This window comes from Streptomyces sp. NPDC048718 (assembly GCF_043198875.1).
Taxonomy (GTDB): Bacteria; Actinomycetota; Actinomycetes; order Streptomycetales; family Streptomycetaceae; genus Streptomyces.
On record NZ_JBICVG010000022.1, the window covers coordinates 19,625 to 36,950 of the forward strand.

Annotated in this window: 10 protein-coding genes and 1 pseudogene; 4 read left to right on the plus strand and 7 right to left on the minus strand. The window is 75.5% G+C overall.

Annotation, left to right across the window (positions count from 1 at the left end; translation table 11 throughout):
* Positions 1-120: 120 nt before the first annotated feature.
* A complete protein-coding gene (locus ACGFRB_RS30760; RefSeq protein WP_363010065.1) occupies positions 121-546 on the plus strand; it encodes a hypothetical protein in 426 nt (141 codons plus the stop codon).
* 29 nt (positions 547-575) lie between these two features.
* On the opposite strand, the pseudogene ACGFRB_RS30765 reads toward ACGFRB_RS30760, so the two are convergent.
* Positions 576-683 (minus strand): annotated as a pseudogene (locus ACGFRB_RS30765) (DNA-binding response regulator); the annotation flags it as partial.
* Here ACGFRB_RS30765 and ACGFRB_RS30770 point away from each other — a divergent pair.
* On the plus strand, positions 679-1,125 hold the full coding sequence (locus tag ACGFRB_RS30770) for a hypothetical protein (RefSeq protein WP_393247732.1): 447 nt from the start codon (positions 679-681) through the stop codon (positions 1,123-1,125). The pseudogene ACGFRB_RS30765 and the gene ACGFRB_RS30770 sit on opposite strands and share 5 nt — an antisense overlap.
* Before the next feature lie 83 nt (positions 1,126-1,208).
* On the opposite strand, the gene ACGFRB_RS30775 is transcribed toward ACGFRB_RS30770, so the two are convergent.
* From ACGFRB_RS30775 to ACGFRB_RS30800, 6 genes are all read right to left on the minus strand, one after another.
* Positions 1,209-5,894, minus strand: coding sequence for a hypothetical protein (locus ACGFRB_RS30775; RefSeq protein WP_393247734.1), 4,686 nt, complete (start codon positions 5,892-5,894; stop codon positions 1,209-1,211).
* Positions 5,895-6,078: 184 nt separating this feature from the next.
* Positions 6,079-6,975: a hypothetical protein gene (locus tag ACGFRB_RS30780; RefSeq protein ID WP_393247736.1), complete on the minus strand. Its 897-nt coding sequence runs from the start codon at positions 6,973-6,975 to the stop codon at positions 6,079-6,081.
* The gene (locus tag ACGFRB_RS30785; protein WP_393247738.1) at positions 6,972-7,511 is read right to left on the minus strand and encodes a hypothetical protein; all 540 of its coding nucleotides are present in this window, start codon (positions 7,509-7,511) and stop codon (positions 6,972-6,974) included. Before ACGFRB_RS30785 ends, ACGFRB_RS30780 begins: the two co-directional genes overlap by 4 nt.
* Positions 7,508-9,034, minus strand: a complete 1,527-nt coding sequence (locus tag ACGFRB_RS30790; RefSeq protein ID WP_393247740.1) for a hypothetical protein — start codon at positions 9,032-9,034, stop codon at positions 7,508-7,510. The genes ACGFRB_RS30785 and ACGFRB_RS30790 overlap by 4 nt, the downstream gene beginning before the upstream one ends.
* A 302-nt stretch (positions 9,035-9,336) precedes the next feature.
* A complete protein-coding gene (locus ACGFRB_RS30795; protein ID WP_393247742.1) occupies positions 9,337-12,948 on the minus strand; it encodes a hydantoinase B/oxoprolinase family protein in 3,612 nt (1,203 codons plus the stop codon).
* A gap of 197 nt (positions 12,949-13,145) precedes the next feature.
* Complete coding sequence (locus tag ACGFRB_RS30800; protein ID WP_393247744.1) at positions 13,146-14,567, minus strand: HEAT repeat domain-containing protein; 1,422 nt, start codon at positions 14,565-14,567, stop codon at positions 13,146-13,148.
* A gap of 696 nt (positions 14,568-15,263) precedes the next feature.
* Here ACGFRB_RS30800 and ACGFRB_RS30805 point away from each other — a divergent pair.
* Both ACGFRB_RS30805 and ACGFRB_RS30810 read left to right on the plus strand, forming a co-directional pair.
* The gene (locus ACGFRB_RS30805; RefSeq protein WP_128976945.1) at positions 15,264-15,458 is read left to right on the plus strand and encodes a hypothetical protein; all 195 of its coding nucleotides are present in this window, start codon (positions 15,264-15,266) and stop codon (positions 15,456-15,458) included.
* A 143-nt stretch (positions 15,459-15,601) separates the two neighbouring features.
* Positions 15,602-17,290 carry a hypothetical protein gene (locus ACGFRB_RS30810; RefSeq protein ID WP_393247746.1) on the plus strand — a complete coding sequence of 563 codons (1,689 nt, stop codon included), beginning with the start codon at positions 15,602-15,604 and terminating at the stop codon, positions 17,288-17,290.
* Positions 17,291-17,326: the final 36 nt, after the last annotated feature.

Consider the following 17,326-nt stretch of genomic DNA (forward strand, 5'->3'; position numbering starts at 1 on the left):
CCGGCGAAACCTTTTCCCTCTCTCGTACGTCATTCTGTACCGGGGAGGCCCGTGTCCGCGTAAAGCGACTCAATACGGGCAGCCACTCGGAAGACATCGGTGGTGGGGAGTGAGCGCGCTATGGAACACGAGGCGCAGCCGGAACGGCAGTTGTGGGTGGACGACCGGCGGGGACGGCGCCGGATGCCGGATCCGGTGCGGGCGGCGGCGGTGCGGGCGGTGCTGATCGTCTCGGTGACACTGATCGTTTCGATGGTCGCGTTCCTGTGTTCGGTCGCGGGAGCATGGCCGGCGTTCCCGATGACGCTCGCGGCGATAGCGGCCACCGTGGTGGCGACCTGGTCGGTGCTCGACGTATGGATCACCCGTCAGGTGTGGCACCAGCGCCACGGGGTCGTCTCCGAGCCGAGCAGCGCGGCGCGGGCCCTGCGGCGCGAGCGGCTCCGTGAGGAGCACGCCGAGTCGGCGAGGTCCGCGGGGACGGCCGGACACGCGGGGACGGCCGGGCACGGAGAGCCGGGGAAACCGCTCACCGAGGCCGCTTAGGGGGTCCGGGCGGCAGGGCCCGGTCTTCTCTACCGCCGCTCCAGGTAGGCGAGGACCGCGCGGACGCGGCGGTTGGAGTCCTGGTCCTCGGTGATGCCGAGCTTGCCGAACAGGGACGTCGTGTACTTGCCGATGGAAACCACCCAGCACGGCACGCCCGGCACCGCCTTCCTCCCCACCTCGCGCGCCCAGGCCGCCCTCACCTCGGCACAGCGCTGCGTCGTTCTCTTCGGCGCGCTCGGCTGCGCCGCTCTGGCGGGGGTCGCGGCCGTGGCGGGCACCGGGCATCCGGTGAACACCTTCATGTGGGTCAGGGCGGTCCTGCTGCCGCTGGTCGCCCTGGTGGTCCACCGGACGGCCGCGGCCGCCGCGCGCGGCTCCCACCGGGCCTTCGACCGGCTGCGGACGCTCAGTGCCGTCCTGCCGGTCGCCATCGTGGGCGTCGATCTGATCCCCGGGGTCTGCCCGCCCTGGTACACGGCGGCGCAGACCGTCTGCGTACTGCCGGTCGCGGCCGTGGCGTATCCGACCCGGCGCCCGGCGTTGCGCGCCGTCTTCCCCGCTCCCGGGAAGAGCTGACGGGCCGCCGGGAACCCCCCGTCGACCCGTCAGCCCGTCAGCCTGCTAGCCCGTAAGCCTGTCCACCCGCGGCCGGGACCCGCCTACGCGTCCGCCGGGGCCACGGCCTCCACCGTGCTGCGGCGGAACATCCGGGTCGCCGTGATCTCGCCGTGGATGGTCTCGCCGCCCTCGGTTTTCACCTGCGGCAGACCCGGACGCAGGTGCTCCTCCACGCTGATGTACTTCAGGCCCGCGCGCAGGTCGGCGTCGTTGCGCAGCCGGATGACCAACGGGAACTCGGCGAGCGCCGTGGTGTCGAACAGACCGGTGGTGTAGAGCAGCTGGACGCCCAGCGCGTCCGACACGGCCCGCTGGAGCTCCAGCAGGTACGTGGCGTTGGCGCGGCCGATGGGGTTGTCGAGGAACAGCGTGCCCGCGTGCCGGTGCTTGTCACGGCCCCGGTCGTTGGAGCGCAGCGCGGCCATCGTGCAGTACAGGGCGATGGCGGCGGTCAGCAGCTGGCCGCCGGAGAAGACGTCGCCCATCTGTCCGACGGGGACCCGCTCGGCGCGCAGCACCGCGTCCGGCTTGAGGATCTCGACCGCGATACCGCGCGGTTCGAGCGCCGCCTGGACACCGCGCAGCAGCAGGGACATACCGTCGCGGCGCAGATCGGAGTTCTTCTTCACGGCCGCGCGGGTGGCCTCGTCGATCACCTCGCCGAGCCGCTCGGTGAGGGTGGCGGCGTCGGGCTCCTCGAAGCGGATCCGCAGGAACTCCTGGCCCGACCATTCCCCGAGGCCCTCGGGCAGCTGGGACAGCCGCTGCGCCGAGCGCAGGGTGGCGAGCGAGGACTCCACGAGGCCGCGCAGCCGGTCCACGATGGAGTCGCGGTTGCGCTCCAGCTGGGCCAGTTCGTCGGTGAGCACCCGCAGCCGGGGCGCGAACGCCTCGGCCCACTTCGCCGCGTGCTCGGGCAGCGCGGCGGCGGGCAGTTCCCGGATCTGCTGGCGGGCCGGGGTGCGGACCTGCTCGTAGCGGGTGGAGTTGGCGTGCCGGACGAGGATGTCGCCGGCCTCGCGGACGGCGGCGTCGGCGGCCGACAGGTCGGCGGCGCAGCCGCGCAGCGAACGGCGGGCCTCGGCGGCGGCGGTACGGGCCTCGGCGAGCGGGCCGGGGTACGGCTCCGGCTGCTCCTGCTCGGCGCCGGTGTGGTCGGAGTTGTCGCGGAGCAGGTCGCGCAGCAGGGCGGCGGTCTCGTCGAAGCCGCCGGCGGCGTCCTCGGCGGCCCGATGGCCCTGGAGCAGCCCGGCGTGGGCGGCGCGCGCGGCTTCCAGCGCGTCGGTGCGGGCGGCGAGTTCGCCGGTGGCGGTACGGAGCAGGCTCTGGGCGTGCTCCGCGTCGCCCGGGATCCGCTCCTCGGACAGCTCGGTGTGGGCCTCGCCCTCCTCGGGGGCCAGCCGTTCGGCCTCGCCGCGCAGCCGGCCCAGCTTCTCGCTGGCCTCGGAGGTGCGCGACTCCAGCTTGTGGACCAGTTCCTCGGCGCGGGCGGCGGCGGCCTGGCGGGACGGGCCGTCGGCGCCGTCAGTGGATTCGAGGAGCTGCTCGGCGCGGGTGCGGACCTTGTTGGTGAGCCGGTTCAGTTCGGCGAGGGCGGCGGACTCGTCGCTCTCGGCGCGGGCCTGCTCGGCCCGCAGGTCGGCGCCGACGCCAACCTTCTCGTACAGCTGGGAGGCGGCCCGGTAGGCCTCGCGGAGGACGGAGAGCGCGGCGCGCGGCGCGCCCGGCTCCTCCTCCGGGAGGTTCTCGGGGGCGCCGGCGATCTCGGCGCGCTCGGCGCGCAGGGCGCGGGCGGTGCGGTGGGCGTCGTCGGCGGCGCGCTGGGCGGCGCGGCGGTCCTCGTCGGCGGCCCGGGCGCGCTCCAGGCAGACCTGGGCGCGGGCCTCGTACTCGGTGGCGTCGTCGGCGAGTTCGCGCAGTTTGGCCTGCCAGGCGGAGCGCTCGCGCAGCCGGAAGGCGAGTCCGGCGAGGGCGTCGGCGGCGCGGCGGGCGCGCTGGGCGGCCTCCTGGCGCTCGTCGCGCACCGTGCGCGCCTCGGCGGCGGTCTCCTCGGCCTCGGCCCGGGCCGTACGGGCTTCGGCGAGGGCGGCGGTCGCGGTCTCGGCGGCGGTACGGGCCGCGGCGGCGGCCGACGCCAGCTCGGCGAGCATGCCGGACGGGCAGTCGGCGCGCCAGGCGCCGATGCGGGCGGCGAGGGAGCGGTCGCCGGTGAGCCGGCCGGCGAGGGTACGGATCTCCTCGTCGCGGGCGACGGCGCGGGCGCGCAGGGCCTGGCGCTCCTCGTCGGCGGCGTGCTCGTCGTGCATGGCCGGGTTCGGCGGCACGAGGAAGACGTCGGTGTCCTGCCCCGCGTCGGGCGCGGGCACCGGGGCGAGAAGAGCGGCGGCGGTGCCGACGGCCACGGTGGAACGGGGCAGCAGGGCGGCGCCGCCGAGCGCCTCACGGGCGCGGCGGTAGGAGTCGGGGTCGGTGATCACGACACCGTCGACCAGCTCGGGGCGGGCGGCGAGGACGGCGGCGTGGTCGGCCGGGGCGACGGACTGGGCGAGGTAGCGCCAGCCGGGGAGGGCGGGGATGCCCTGCTCGCCGAGGAACTCGACGGTGGCCAGGACGTCCGGGCCGGGCGGCAGCAGACCGCCGTCGCCGAGGGCGCCGAGGATGCGGTTGTCGTCGGCGGCGGCCGTGCGCAGGTCGAAGAGCTGGCGCTCGGCGGAGGCGATGGACTGGTCGAGCAGGGCGCGCAGTTCGTCGGCGGTCCGGTCGAACTCGGTGACGGTCAGGGCGCCGTCACCGGCCTCGGCGGCCTGACCGGTGGCGTCCTGGGCGGCGGCGCCGTCGCCGGCGCGCTGGCCCGGGAGCGGGGAGCCCGCGGCGGCGGGGGCGCCGGGCAGCCCGAGCAGCTCGGCCAGGCGCGGCTCGGCGGCCAGCGCCTCGGCGGCGCGGCGCTCGGCGTCGTAGGCGTGACGCGCGGAGTCGGCGGCGTCGGCGGCGCGGGCGGCGGCGAGTTCGGCGCGGGACTCGGCGGCGGCGGTCTCGCGGGCCCGCTCGATCGCGGTGCGGGCGGCCTCGCGGGCCGTGTCCCAGGCGGCGACGGTGGTCTTCTCGGCGTCGGCGGCGGCGAGCGCGGCGCGGGCCGGGTCGGCGTCGGGCGCGGTGTCGTCGAGCCAGCCGGCCCGGACGGCCTCGGCCGTCTCCTGCTCGACCTCGGCGAGGCGCTGGCGCAGGTGGCCGGCCTCGCTGCGGGCGCGCTGGGCCTCGGTGGCGGCGGAGGTGGCGTCGCGGTGCGCGGTCTCGCCGGCCTCCTGAAGGGCGGCGGAGCGCTCCTCTTCCTCGGCCGCGGCGGTCTCGCCGGCCTCGGCGGCCAAGGCGAGGGCCCGTACCAGGTCGGCGGCGGCCTTGGCGCGGGCGGCGAGGGCCGGCGCGGCGTCCCGCTCCGCCTCGCGGATGGCGGCGGCGACGCGCGCGGAGCGGTCGCTCGCGGCGCGGTGGCGCAGCACGGACTCGGCGGCCTGCCAGGCGGCGTGCAGGGTGCGGGCGTCGATGAGTTCGCGGCGCTGGGCCGCGGCGCCCTTCTCGGCGGCGGCGAGCGCCAGCGAGGCGTGCCGGTAGGCGAGTTCGGCGGCGACGAGGGAGGCGCGGCCACGGGCGGTCTCGGCCTCGGAGACGGCGTGGGCGGCGGAGGTGACCCGCTGGGCGAGTTCGGCGGCGCGGGCGCGTTCCCCGGCGGCGCGGGCGGAGAGCCGGCGGGCCAGGGAGCGGGTGCGGCGCTCGGCTCCGGCGTGGATGTCGCGGGCCCGGGCGCGGGACTCGGCGGCCTCCACGATCCGGGTGAGCAGGTCGACGGAGCCGGCGGTGAAGTCGCGCTCGGCGGTGAGTTCCGCGCGCCGGCCGAGCTTGTTGCCGAAGCCGCTGACCAGATCGGCGAGGCCGTCGGTGTCCCGGGTGTCGGTGACGGCGCGCAGCAGCAGGTCGGTGAAGTCGGAGTCCTTCTTGACCGCGAAGAGGCCGGCGGCCTCGCCCTCGTCGGCGTTCATCTCGCGCTGATAGCGGAAGAGCTCGGGGTCGAGGCCCAGTTCGCCGAGGTGCTCGTTCCAGCGGTCGTGGATCTCCTCCCAGGCGACCTCCAGGTGCGGGTACGCCTTGCCGGCCTCGGTGAGGGCGTCGCGGAAGCCCTTCATGGTGCGGCGGCGACCGGTGGCGCCGGAGGCGCCCTCGACGGGCGGGCGGACGGCGGTGGCCTCGGCGACGGGCAGGTTGTCGAGGCTGAGCCCGGGGCCCGGGCGGAAGGAGTACCAGGCCTCGGCGAACTTGCGCGGGTCGTTGGAGACCTGACGGCCGCGCCACTCGCTGACCTTGCCGACGACGACGAGCTCGCCGGTGAGGGTGTGCTGCCACTCCAGGGCGACATGGCCGCAGTCGTCGGCGAGCAGGAACTTGCGGAGCACACCGGAGCTGGCGCCGCCGAGGGTGTTGCGGTGGCCGGGGAGCATGACCGAGAAGATCAGCTTGAGGAGGACGGACTTGCCGCCGCCGTTCTCCAGGAAGAGCACGCCGGCGGGGGCGGGGCGGCGCGGCGGGCCGACCGGTTCCTCCTCGAAGAACTCCGCCTGCGTGGGCGCGGGACGGGGCACGGGTGCGCCGACTCCGCGCAGGTCCAAAACGGTGTCGGCGTAGCGGGCACCGGCCGGGCCGATGGAGTAGAGGCGGACCCGGGACAGCTCGTACATGTGCGGCGGACTCTCGTCGTGTCGTGCGGGGATCGGGCGGCGGGGCGGGGTTCAGGCGGTCGTGGTGGCCGCGCGAGGCGGGAGGGGCGGGGCGGTGGTCCGGACGGGCGGGGCGGGCCCGGCCGGACCGGGGGCGGGGTGGTCCGGGCCGGCCTCGTGGTCGGTCCGGACCCGCCCGGGTGGCTCAGGCGTGGAAGGGCAGGCCGGCGTCGGCGGCCAGTTCCAGGTCGTCGCCCTCGGGCGGCGGCAGGAGGGTGGCGGAGCCGTCGCTGACGGAGACGACGCCGAGTTCGAGGAGTTCGGCGAGCGCGGCGCTGCCCGCCATGTCACGGACCTGGAGCTGGTAGCGGGCGGTGGTGCGGTAGGCGCCGCCGGACTCGTCGCCGGTGCGCTGGAGGAAACCGGAGTCGGTGAGGAAGGCGACGGCCTTGCCGACGATGCCGGTGGTGGAGCCGGCCAGGCGGCGGGCGTCCTTGGTGGCGCCGGTGGCGCTGCGCCGGGCGTAGATCCGCCAGGCGGCCTCCAGGCCGGGGGTGTCGGTGGCCGGGTCGGTGTTCTCGCCCTCCTGCTCGGCGCGTTCCTCCAGTCGTCGGCAGGCCTGGCGGACGAAGGCGTCGACGCCGTTGACGGTGAGCCGGCCGATGTAGCCGTCGTCGGCCAGGTCCTCCGGGCGGGGGAAGGCCATGGCGGCCACGGCGAGGTGGGCGAGGCCGTGCAGGAAGCGGTCGGCGGCGTCGGTGGCGGCACGGCGCGCGTAGTCGCCCATGCGGACGGCGAAGACGGAGTCCTCGGCGGCGGTGACCGCCATGCCGGCGCGCGGGGAGACCTCCAGGACGACGAGCCCGAGGCCGGTCGCGACGGCGTCGGCGAGGCGCGCGAAGGCGGAGTCCTCGCGGTAGCGGCGCAGCAGTTCGGCGTACTCGGCGTCGCGCGCGGGCAGCAGTTTGGGCTGGAGTCCGAACGAGACGAGACGGGCGGCGTCGGCCGCGTCGGCGGGGGTGAGCGCGGTGGGCGCGGCCGGGGTCTCGGGGGCCTCCGGTTCGCTCCACGCCTCGGTGTGCTCGACGTGGTGTTCGCTCACGGCTGGGGCTCCTCGGTACGGCGGTTCGGTGACGCGGGGCCGGGCGGCGGCCCGGCTTGGGACAGGGGCCCGGGGGCGGGGGCTGTCCCGGGTTCGGGACGGGTCCCTGCTCCGGTTCCGGGAAGGGGCCCGGATTCGGGACCGGTTCCGGATCCGGCGGCGGTTGCGGGCTTCGGCACGGTCCCGGGTTCGGGCAGCGGCAGGCGTACGGGCGTCACGGCGACCGTCCGTACGGCGGGGCGCGCGGGCTCCGTGCCGGCCTCGGTGGCGCGGCTCCCGTCGCGCGGCAGCGGTACGGCCCGGACGTACGCCGCCGGTGCCGTGCGTCCGGTCCGCGCGGGCGCTTTGCCGGCGGTCCGGTGCGATGACCCGGCGCCGTCCGTCCGCTGGACGACGACATGCGTCACCCGCAGGGCGGGGGCCGGGACGCCGGCGGCGGGCGCGGGGGCCCCGGCCGGGGTGTCCGCGTCGGCGCGCGCCGGAACGTCGCCGTCCGGCGGGGGCTCGGGCGACGGCGGTCGCGAGGGCTCGGTCACGAGGCCTCCGTACGGTCGGCGGCCATGCCGACGGCGTCGAGGAGCGCGGTGCCGACGATGAGGTCGGCGCCGCCGAACTCGGGGTCGTCGAGCGAGGTGCCGTCGTCGACGGCGAAGAGCAGCCGCTCCTCGCCCTGCCGGTAAGCGGTGCCGACCGGCGGGCTGGCGGCGTGCACGGCGAGCAGGGCGACGAGATACGGCAGGTCGGGGTCGCGCCGCCGGGCCTCGGCGAGCAGTCCGGACAGCCGGCGCGGGGCGTCGTGCTCCAGGTCGAGCAGTTCCATGGCGCTCGCCAGCTGCTCCTCGCTGAAGCGGCTGTCGTCGGGGGTGGCGATCAGGTCCGGCTCGGGCATCTCCGCGCCGAGGTGCTGGCGTTCCACGGGCGGGGTGAGGAGCAGGTCGACGAGGTCGCTCATCCGGACGGAGGCGGGGGTGCGCAGTCCGGTGCCGTGGGCGAAGAAGGCGTCGGTGACCCGGGTGGCCCGCTCGGCGGGGAGCGGCAGGAGCGGGGCGACCAGCTGTCCGTACAGATCCAGGCCGGTGTACACGGTGGGCGCGGCGAACGCCTGCCGGTCCTGCTCGGCGCGGAACAGCGGTCCGGCCTCCAGGAGTCGGGACTGGAGCTGGGTGTGGCGGCGGATGCAGTCCTTGACGATGTCGACCAGCTCGGCGGCGCGGCGCTTGTGCTCCTGGTCCTCGGCCTCGTCGCGGGCCTTGCGGATGTTGGTGAGGATCGCGTTCTCGTGCCGGTAGCGGTCGGCGACGTGCTCCAGCGCCTCGGCGATCATGTCGGGGACGGAGTTCAGCCAGTCGACCGCGCGGACGTTGCGCCGGGTGGCCTCCAGGGTGCGGCGCAGGGTCTCCGCGTACTGCACGGTCCGGTAGCGGGCCTGTTCGGCGGCGAGCTGGGCGTCGGCGAGCCGGCCCCGGCGGATGAGGATCTCCAGCTTCACCTCGGCGGCGATCTGGGCGCTGGTGACGTCGGTGTCGAGGGCGCCGACGAGGACGTTGACGGCCTCGTCGGTGGTGCGCAGGCAGACTCCGCCGCCGTAGCCGGGGACCTCTTCGACGAGCTTGAAGTCGTAGTCGCGACGCGTGTAGATCCCGTCGGCGCCGAAGGTGCCGTAGACGGCGCGGAAGCCCCGGTCGACGCTGCCGACGTTGATCAGGTTCTCCAGGACCCAGCGGGCCACCCGCTCGTGCTCGGCGGCGGGGCGCTCGGGTGCCTGGGCGGCGACGCGGGGCAGCAGCCGGGCGACGACCTGGTCGTGGTCGGCGCCGGTGTCGAAGTCCATGTGGAGGGTGACGAGGTCGATCGCCGCGAGGGCGACCTCGGCCATCGCGTAGACCGAGTACTCGCCCAGCAGATTGGCCTTGCGCACGTCGAGGTCGTGCAGCGGGGCGGTGCAGGCGAGCGCGCGCAGCCGCCGCGCGAGCCCTTCGTCGGCGGCCGGGCCCTGCGCGGGGCGCGGCCCCGCGCTGAGCTGGGGCGGAGCGAGGTCCGTCGAGGCAGGCGAAGTCACGGTGCACAGACTAGGTCCTCGTGGTGACTACGGTCGAAACGGCCTTTGTGCCCCCTGTCCCGGTTTCTGCCCCGAGGCCCGGCCAAGGGGCTTAGCGGGAGGTAGGCGGGGTCCGGGGCGGAGCGGTCCGCGCCGGGCTTCGGCGGGGTGTTCGGGTCGGCCGGCGGGTGGACTCGGGGCGTGCGGCGGGTGGACTCGGGCGTGCCGGCCCGCCGGGGGTGGGGCGTGACTTTCGCCGTATCCCCTGGGTCGGACGCACCGCCGGCCGCGCGCCGGAGGTCCGTCCACCCCCGCCCGGACGACTACGCCCCCTCCGGGCCGCCCTCCCCCGGCGGCCCGTAGCCGCCCCCGCCCGGGGTGCGGACGACGAGAACGTCCCCGGGGCCGACGTCGGTGGTGTCGACGCCGTCGAGGCGGTCGACGGTGCCGTCGGCGCGTTCCACGGTGTTGGCGCCGAGCGCGCCCGGTTCGCCGCCCGCCATGCCGTACGGCGGAACGCGCCGGTGCCCGGTCAGCAGGGTGACGGTCATGGGCTCCAGGAAGCGGACGCGGCGCTCGACCCCGGCCCCGCCGTGCCAGCGGCCCCGGCCGCCGCTGTCCTCGCGGACGGCGAAGGAGTCGACGCGGACGGGGTGGCGCCACTCCAGGATCTCGGGGTCGGTGAGCCGCGAGTTGGTCATGTGCGTCTGGACGGCGTCGGCGCCGTCGAAGCCGTCGCCCGCGCCCGATCCGCTGGCGACGGTCTCGTAGTACTGCACGCGGTCGTTGCCGAAGGTGACGTTGTTCATGGTGCCGGAGCCCTCCGCCTGGACGCCGAGGGCCGCGTAGAGGGCTCCGGTGACGGCCTGGGAAGTCTCCACGTTGCCGGCGACGGTGGCGGCGGGCGGCTCGGGCGCGAGCATGCAGCCGGGCGGCACCCGGACGTCGAGGGGTTCCAGGCAGCCGCTGTTGAGCGGGATGTCGTCGGCGACGAGGGTGCGGAAGACGTACAGGACTGCGGCCATGACGACGGCGGTGGGCGCGTTGGTGTTGCCGGGCCGCTGGGGCGAGGTGCCGGCGAAGTCGAGGACGGCCGAGCGGTTTTCCCGGTCGACGCGGACGGCGACCTGGATGACGGCGCCGTCGTCGGTCTCGTAGCGGCAGGAGCCGTCGTTCAGGCCGGCGACGATCCGGCGGACGGATTCCTCGGCGTGGGCGCGGACGTGGCGCATGTAGGCGTGGACGACGTCCAGGCCGAACTGGTCGACGGTCTTGCGCAGTTCCTCGACGCCCTTCTCGTTGGCGGCGATCTGGGCGCGCAGGTCGGCGAGGTTGGTGTCGGGGTCGCGCGAGGGGTACGGGCCCGCGGCGAGCAGGGCCCGGGTCTCGGCCTCGCGCAGTCTTCCGTCGCGGACGAGGAGCCAGTTGTCGAAGAGGACGCCTTCCTCCTCGATGGTGCGGCTGAAGGCGGGCATGGAGCCGGGGGTGATGCCGCCGATCTCGGCGTGGTGGCCCCGGGAGGCGACGAGGAAGCGGAGTGTGGTGCCGGTGTCGTCGAAGACGGGGGTGACGACGGTGACGTCCGGCAGGTGGGTGCCGCCGTGGTACGGGTCGTTGATGGCGTACACGTCCCCCGGGCGCAGGTCGCCCCGGTCGCGGCGCAGCACCTCCTTGATGGACTCGCCCATGGAGCCGAGGTGGACGGGGATGTGGGGGGCGTTGGCGATGAGGTTGCCGTCGGGGTCGAAGAGCGCGCAGGAGAAGTCGAGGCGTTCCTTGATGTTGACGGAGCGGGCGGTGTTCTCCAGGCGGACGCCCATCTGTTCGGCGATCGCCATGAAGAGGTTGTTGAAGACCTCCAGGAGGACGGGGTCGACGTCGGTCCCGGCGGCCGTGCGGGCGGGGCGGGGGGTGACCCGGCGCAGCAGCAGATGGCCGCCGTCGGTGGCGGTGGCCGCCCAGCCGGGGTCGACCACGGTGGTCGCGTCGGCCTCGGCGAGCACGGCGGGGCCGGTGACGGTGTCACCGGGGCGCAGGTCCTCGCGCCGGTGGAGGGGGGTGTCGGCGCTCTTCCCGTCGCTGTACACGGGGACGGTGGCGCGTGGCACGAGGGCGCCTTGGCGGGTGCTCGCCGGGACGACGACGGGGCCGTGCGGGCCGGCCGTGCCGACGGCCTCGACGGTGACGGCCTCGACGACGAGGGGCGCGTCGCTGGTGAAGCCGTACCGCCGCCGGTGCAGCGCGGTGAACACGGCGGTCATCTCCTCGGCGGACCCGAGGGGCACCGGGAGGCCCGCGTCGGTGCCCGCGTAACGCAGCAGTACGCACGCGTGGGTGGTGATCGCCTCCCCGGGGAGTCCGTCGGTGCGCAGGTCGGCGCGGGTGCGGTCGGCGAGTTCGGCGCAGAGCCGGCGCACCCGGTCGGCGGTGCCGGCGTCGGCGAGTTCGGCCTCGACGGACCGCTCGCGCAGGGCGGTGGCGTCGGCGAGCCCGATGCCGTACGCGGAAAGGACACCGGCGAGGGGCGGGACGACGACGGTGTCGACGCCGAGCGCGTCGGCGACGGCGCAGGCGTGCTGGCCGCCGGCGCCGCCGAAGCTGGTGAGGGCGTAACGGGTGATGTCGTGGCCGCGCTGGACGGAGATCTTCTTGACGGCGTTGGCCATGTTGAGGACGGCGATCTCCAGGAAGCCGGCGGCGACGTCCTCGGGGGTGCGGCCGCCGCCGGTCTCGGCGGCGAGCGCGGTGAACTTCTCGCGGACCACCCCGGCGTCCAGCGGCTGGTCGCCGTGTTCGCCGAACACGGCCGGGAAGTGGTCCGGCTGGATCCGGCCGAGCATGACGTTGGCGTCGGTGACGGTCAGGGGGCCGCCCCGGCGGTAGCAGGCGGGGCCGGGGACGGCGCCCGCGGAGTCGGGGCCGACGCGGTAGCGGCTGCCGTCGTAGTGGAGGACGGAGCCGCCGCCGGCGGCGACGGTGTGGATGCTCGTCATAGGGGCGCGCATCCGGACTCCGGCGACCTGGGTGCCCAGTTCGCGTTCGAGCTCGCCGGCGTAGTGGGAGACATCGGTGGAGGTGCCGCCCATGTCGAAACCGATCACCCGGTCGAAGCCGGCCTGTCCGGCGGTACGGGCCATGCCGACGACGCCGCCGGCCGGGCCGGACAGGACGGCGTCCTTGCCCCGGAAGTGGGCGGCCTCCCGCAGGCCGCCGTTGGACTGCATGAACATCAGGCGGATGCCGGCGAGTTCGCGGGCGACCTCGTCGACGTAGCGGCGCAGGATCGGCGAGAGGTAGGCGTCGACGACGGTGGTGTCGCCGCGCGGGACGAGTTTGATCAGCGGGCTGACCTCGTGGGAGCAGCTGACCTGGGTGAAACCGGCGGCGCGGGCCAGGCCCGCGACGCGGGTCTCGTGGGCGGGATTGCGGTAGCCGTGCATCAGGACGACGGCGGCGGAGCGCAGTCCGGCGCGGTGGGCGTCGGCGAGGGCGGCGGCGACGGTCTCCTCGTCGAGCGGGTCGACGACCTCGCCGTGGGCGTCCAGCCGTTCGGGGACCTCGATCACGCGCGCGTAGACCGCTTCGGGCAGCACGATGTGCCGGTCGAAGAGGCGGGGGCGGTTCTGGTAGGCGATGCGCAGCGCGTCCCGGAAACCCGCGGTGACAAGGAGGACGGTGGGTTCGCCGCGGCGTTCCAGGAGGGCGTTGGTGGCGACGGTGGTGCCCATCTTGACGACGGCGATCCGGTCGGCGGGCACGGGCTCGCCGGGGGCGAGGCCGAGCAGGAGCCGGATTCCGGCGACGGCGGCGTCCTGGTCGCGGGCGGGGTCGTGGGAGAGCAGTTTGCGGGTGACGAGCCGTCCGTCGGGGCGCCGTCCCACGACGTCGGTGAAGGTGCCGCCGCGGTCGATCCAGAACTCCCAGCGTCCGGTCATGCCCTCATTGTGGCCTCGGCCGGCCTTGAGGGTCTTGGTTTTCGCCGTACCCGGGCGCCGCGCTGGCGGATCCGGACACGCGTACGGGGCGGCCCTGTGGGGCCGCCCCGTACGGCGGGAGCGGCGGCCGGGCCCGTAGGTGCCCGGCCCCGCCGGAGCCGCTTGGACCCACCGACGGCCGGACCCGCCGGAGGTACTCAGACCTGGAGGTCGAGGTCCGGACCGATGCGGTTGCGTACGGCCGTCTGGACCTCGGCCTCCTCGGCCGGGTCGGCGGCGAGGCGGCGCAGCCGCTCGGCCACACGCGCGTCGCCGGTCTCGGCGTGCAGGGCCGCCAGCTCGCGGGTGGTCTCCTCGCAGTCCCACAGACACTCGACGGCGAAGCCGGCCGCGAAACTCGGGTCGGTGACGGCGAGCGCCGTCGCGACCCGGCCGCGCAGCTGGGAGGAGGCCGTCTCGCGGTAGACGTGCCGCAGGACGGGCGCGGCGCAGCCGATGCCGAGGCGTCCGGCGCCGTCCACCAGCGGATAGAGCGCGGGTGCGTCGGGGCCCTGGGTCCGCACCGTCTCGCGCAGGGCACCGAGGACGAGGGGGGAGTCCTGGGTGCCGCCGCGGCAGGCGAGCGTCCCGGCGGCGGCGGCGCCGAGCGCGTCGGGGCGGTGGATCCACCGGCGGGCGCGGTCCACGGCCGCCTCGCCGGGCATCCGCTGGTACGCGGTGACGGCGGCTTCGGCGACGGTGCGCGAACCGTCGGCGACGGCTCGTTCGACGAGGTCGAGAACGTCGGGGTCCTGGGCCGCGGCGAGGTAGTGCAGGGCGGCGCGGCGCGCGCCGTCGGGTCCGCCGGCGGCGGCGCCGAGCAAGGTGACGCGGTCCTCGGGCGCGGCGACGGCGACCAGGCAGCGGGCGGCGGGCCCGCTCAGGTCCGTACCCCGTTCGTGGCCTTCCTGGGCCCAGTCGAGGACGGCGCGCACGCTCCAGCCGGGCCGGGGTCCGGTGGGGCGCAGCTGGCGCTGCCACCGGTCGAAGGAGCCCCGCTCGCCGGCGGCCCGCAGGCGGGCGCCGACGGACGCGCGGGGATCCTCGGCCCACAGCCGCCAGGGCCGGGGCTCGTAGGCGTCGCGGACGGTCGCGGCCAGGTCGGCCTCGCCCTCGGGGGTGGCCGGGAAGCGGGCGAGGACCGGGCCGGCGAGGGTGCGCAGGCCCGTGTCGTCGTCGCGCAGCGCCAGCTCGTCGAGGGCCCAGGCCCAGTTGGCCCCGGTGGCCGCGTAACGGCGCAGCAGCAGCAGCGCGTCGCGGCGTCCGTAGGAGGCGAGGTGGCCGAGGACGGCGAGGGCGAGCCCGGTCCTGGACTCCTCGGTGTCGAGCCGGTCCTCGACGTCGAAGAGGTGCGCCTCGATCTCCTCCAGACCGCCGTGCAGGTCCAGATAGAGCCGTGCGTAGTAAAGGGAGCGGTTCTCGACCCGCCAGTCCTGGCGGGGGTCGAGAAGGACGCAGTGGTTCAGGGCCGCGAGGGCTTCGTCGCGTGGTGCGGCGAGCGCGTGGAGGGTGCCGTCGCCGCGGCCCCTCTGCAGCAGACCGAGCAGGGTGCCGCTCGGCGCTATGACTGGATCGAACATGGAAGACGCCTCATATCAAGCTGTCGACACGACCGGGGGGAATCCGTGATGAACCGGGACAGGCTGTTCGCCTAGGCCGCGCGGCAACATGTCGGGCCGCCCGTCGTCCTGCGCTTGTCAGTGACCATCTTCCTCTGCCTCTCGTCGGTGGCCCCCTGCGGGCCCGACGTCATGATGACCCACCCATTTCGCCACCGCGACCACATTTACCGCGCCGTCTCACCTGGGGTTCAGCCGTTGTTCACCCGGATCCGGGGGGCTCCGGGAGTTCGATCTTGCCGAACACCCGTGCGGCCGCAGAAGCAGACGGAGTTCCGGATTCCGCCCCCGCCCCGCCGATCGGCAGGGCGCGCCCCGCGCCGGGCCCGGCCCCGGGGCCCGGAGGTCCGCATCCGCCCCTCACGCACCACACCCCCCACGCCTCTCGAACGGCCCGTGTGCGACGGGCGCCGCCGCACGAGTAAACCGACAGGGTACTGCCCACCGGGCATTTCAGGGCGGCATGTGCACAGCAATAGGGGTCCCCGGCTCCGCCTACCTCATCCGGCGCATTCCGCCACCGCAGAGGCCCCCGCCGTGCGCCGGGCCGGTGAAATCGTGAGCGATTCACCCATTGGAACCTTTAGTCACATAGATACCTGCCGTGAATCTGGAAGGACTGATGGTGACTGTCCCCTCAACCACGGAGAGCACCTCATGATCCTTTCCATCTCGGGCGTGGTCCTGCTCGGCATCATCTGCTTCCTCTTCTTCAAGAAGGACGGGCTCAAGGCGTCGCACGCGCTCGTCTGCGCGCTCTTCGGCTTCTACCTCGCGGGCACCGCGATCGCCCCGAGCATCACGGCCGGCGGCCAGAGCCTGGCGAGCCTCCTGGGCGGGATCAAGTTCTGAGGCCCCCGCGTTCCCCTCCCCCGGCCCCGGCTTCGCGGCGCTCTTGGCCCTCCCGGCCCGCTCTTCCGGCCGTCCCGGCCCTCCCCCGCCTCTCCCCGCGTCCTCTCGTCCCCCGCTCCCCGACTCGCATCCAGGAGTACGACGTGTCCCGGCGACCACTCCCCCGCATCCTCAGCAGCGGCACCGCCCAGATCGCCCGCGGCCGAGAACTCGCGCGCACGGCCGCCGACGGCGCCACCGACGTGCTGCACCCGCTGATCACCGTCTCGCGCGGCCTCGGAAAGCTGGCCGCCGCCGCGCGCGCCCGGTGGGCCGCGACGCCCAGGGAACGGCGCGGTCCCACGCTGTTCCTGGGCGCCGCCTGCGTCCTGGTCGTCGCCCTCCTGCCGTACGGGCCGCTGCTCGCGCTCGTCGGCCTGATGGGCGCGGCCGCCTGGAAGGGCCGGGAACGCCCGGTGGCGAGAACCGGTCCCGACCCGGTGGAGACCACCCGGCTCAAAGGGCTCTACGAGGCCCTGGTGCCCTATCTGTCGCTTCCCGAGGACCCCGCGCCGCTCTACGCCCACGGCGGCGACTGGACCGCCGTCTTCGGGGACCAGGCCTTCGACGAGGACGGCCGGCTCACCCGGCTGCGCCTCGCCTACCCCCCGTACTTCATGGACGGCGAACCCGCCGCACGCGCGCGCGTGGAGCAGGTGCTGCACGCCAAGTCGGGGCGGGGCCGCGAATACCTCTTCGACTGGGACGAGGAGGGCAACCGGCTCACCCTGCGGGTGCTGCCCGCGCTGCCCACGGCCATCGCCGCGCAGCGTTTCGTCACCGTCCCCGGCGAGACGGTGCTCGGCTTCACCGACGCCGGGGCCGTCCCGCGGACCGTGCCGGTGCGCACCGGCGACGGCGGGACCGAGGACGCCCCCGCGGTGGTCTGGCGCACCGGCCCCCGCTCCCCCGAACCGCATCTGCTGGCGGCCGGCCGGCCCGGCGCGGGCACCACGACCCTGCTGCGCTCGATCGCGCTCCAGGCCCTGCCGCACGGCGACGTGATCGTGATCGAGGGCGAGGGGACCGGCGAGTACGCGTGTCTGACCGGGCGGGACGGGGTCCTCGCCGTCGAGTGCGGGCTCTCCGGCGCGCTGACCTGTCTGGAGTGGGCCGCGCGGGAGACCGAACGGCGGCTCGCGGCCGCGAACCTGGCCCGGCAGGCCGGACAGCCCGCGCCCGCGGACACCCGCCGCCCCCTGTGGATCCTGCTCGACCGGCCCGCCGTGCTCGGCGCGCTGGCCGCCGCGGAGGGCCGCCGGGACCCGCAGGACCTGCTCGAAGTGCCATTGCGCCACGGCCGCGCCGCGCAGGTCACGGTGGTGGTGGCGGAACGGTTCGACGCCCTGGACACCCTGAGCGGGACGGTACGGAGCCACACGGGCGCGCGAGTCGCGCTCGGCCCCGCCGCCCCCGAGCAGATCGCCGCCGTCCTCGACGCGCCCCCGCACACCACCCCGGTCCCGCATATGCCACCCGGCCGGGGATACGCCCGCCTGGGCACCGACCCCGTCCTGCGCCTCCAGGTGCCCGCGACACCCGACCCGTACGACGACACGACCAGCGACGCGCTCTGCCAGGCGGTCCTGGACCTGCTGCCCCCGCGCCGGCCGGAGCCGGACGGCACCGGCACCACTGCCCCGAGGGCCGCGGCGGTGCCCCTGGGGCCGCCGTTCGAGCCGGATCCGGGCCTGGCGCCGGGAGATCCGGCCCCGGACCCGGACGCCGACACCGCGCCGACCCTGCGCAAGAATCCCCGCCCCGCGACGCTTCCGGCCCCGGCGGAGGGCTGACCCCCGTCCGTACCGGCGAGCCCCGCAGGGACACGG

What these genes read in the sequence shown, in the direction of transcription:
- ACGFRB_RS30760 (WP_363010065.1), top strand. Translation starts at nt 121, where the DNA reads ATGGAACACGAGGCGCAGCCGGAACGGCAGTTGTGGGTGGACGACCGG.
- ACGFRB_RS30770 (WP_393247732.1), top strand. Translation starts at nt 679, where the DNA reads ATGGAAACCACCCAGCACGGCACGCCCGGCACCGCCTTCCTCCCCACC.
- ACGFRB_RS30805 (WP_128976945.1), top strand. Translation starts at nt 15,264, where the DNA reads ATGATCCTTTCCATCTCGGGCGTGGTCCTGCTCGGCATCATCTGCTTC.
- ACGFRB_RS30800 (WP_393247744.1), bottom strand. Translation starts at nt 14,567, where the DNA reads ATGTTCGATCCAGTCATAGCGCCGAGCGGCACCCTGCTCGGTCTGCTG.
- ACGFRB_RS30775 (WP_393247734.1), bottom strand. Translation starts at nt 5,894, where the DNA reads ATGTACGAGCTGTCCCGGGTCCGCCTCTACTCCATCGGCCCGGCCGGT.
- ACGFRB_RS30795 (WP_393247742.1), bottom strand. Translation starts at nt 12,948, where the DNA reads ATGACCGGACGCTGGGAGTTCTGGATCGACCGCGGCGGCACCTTCACC.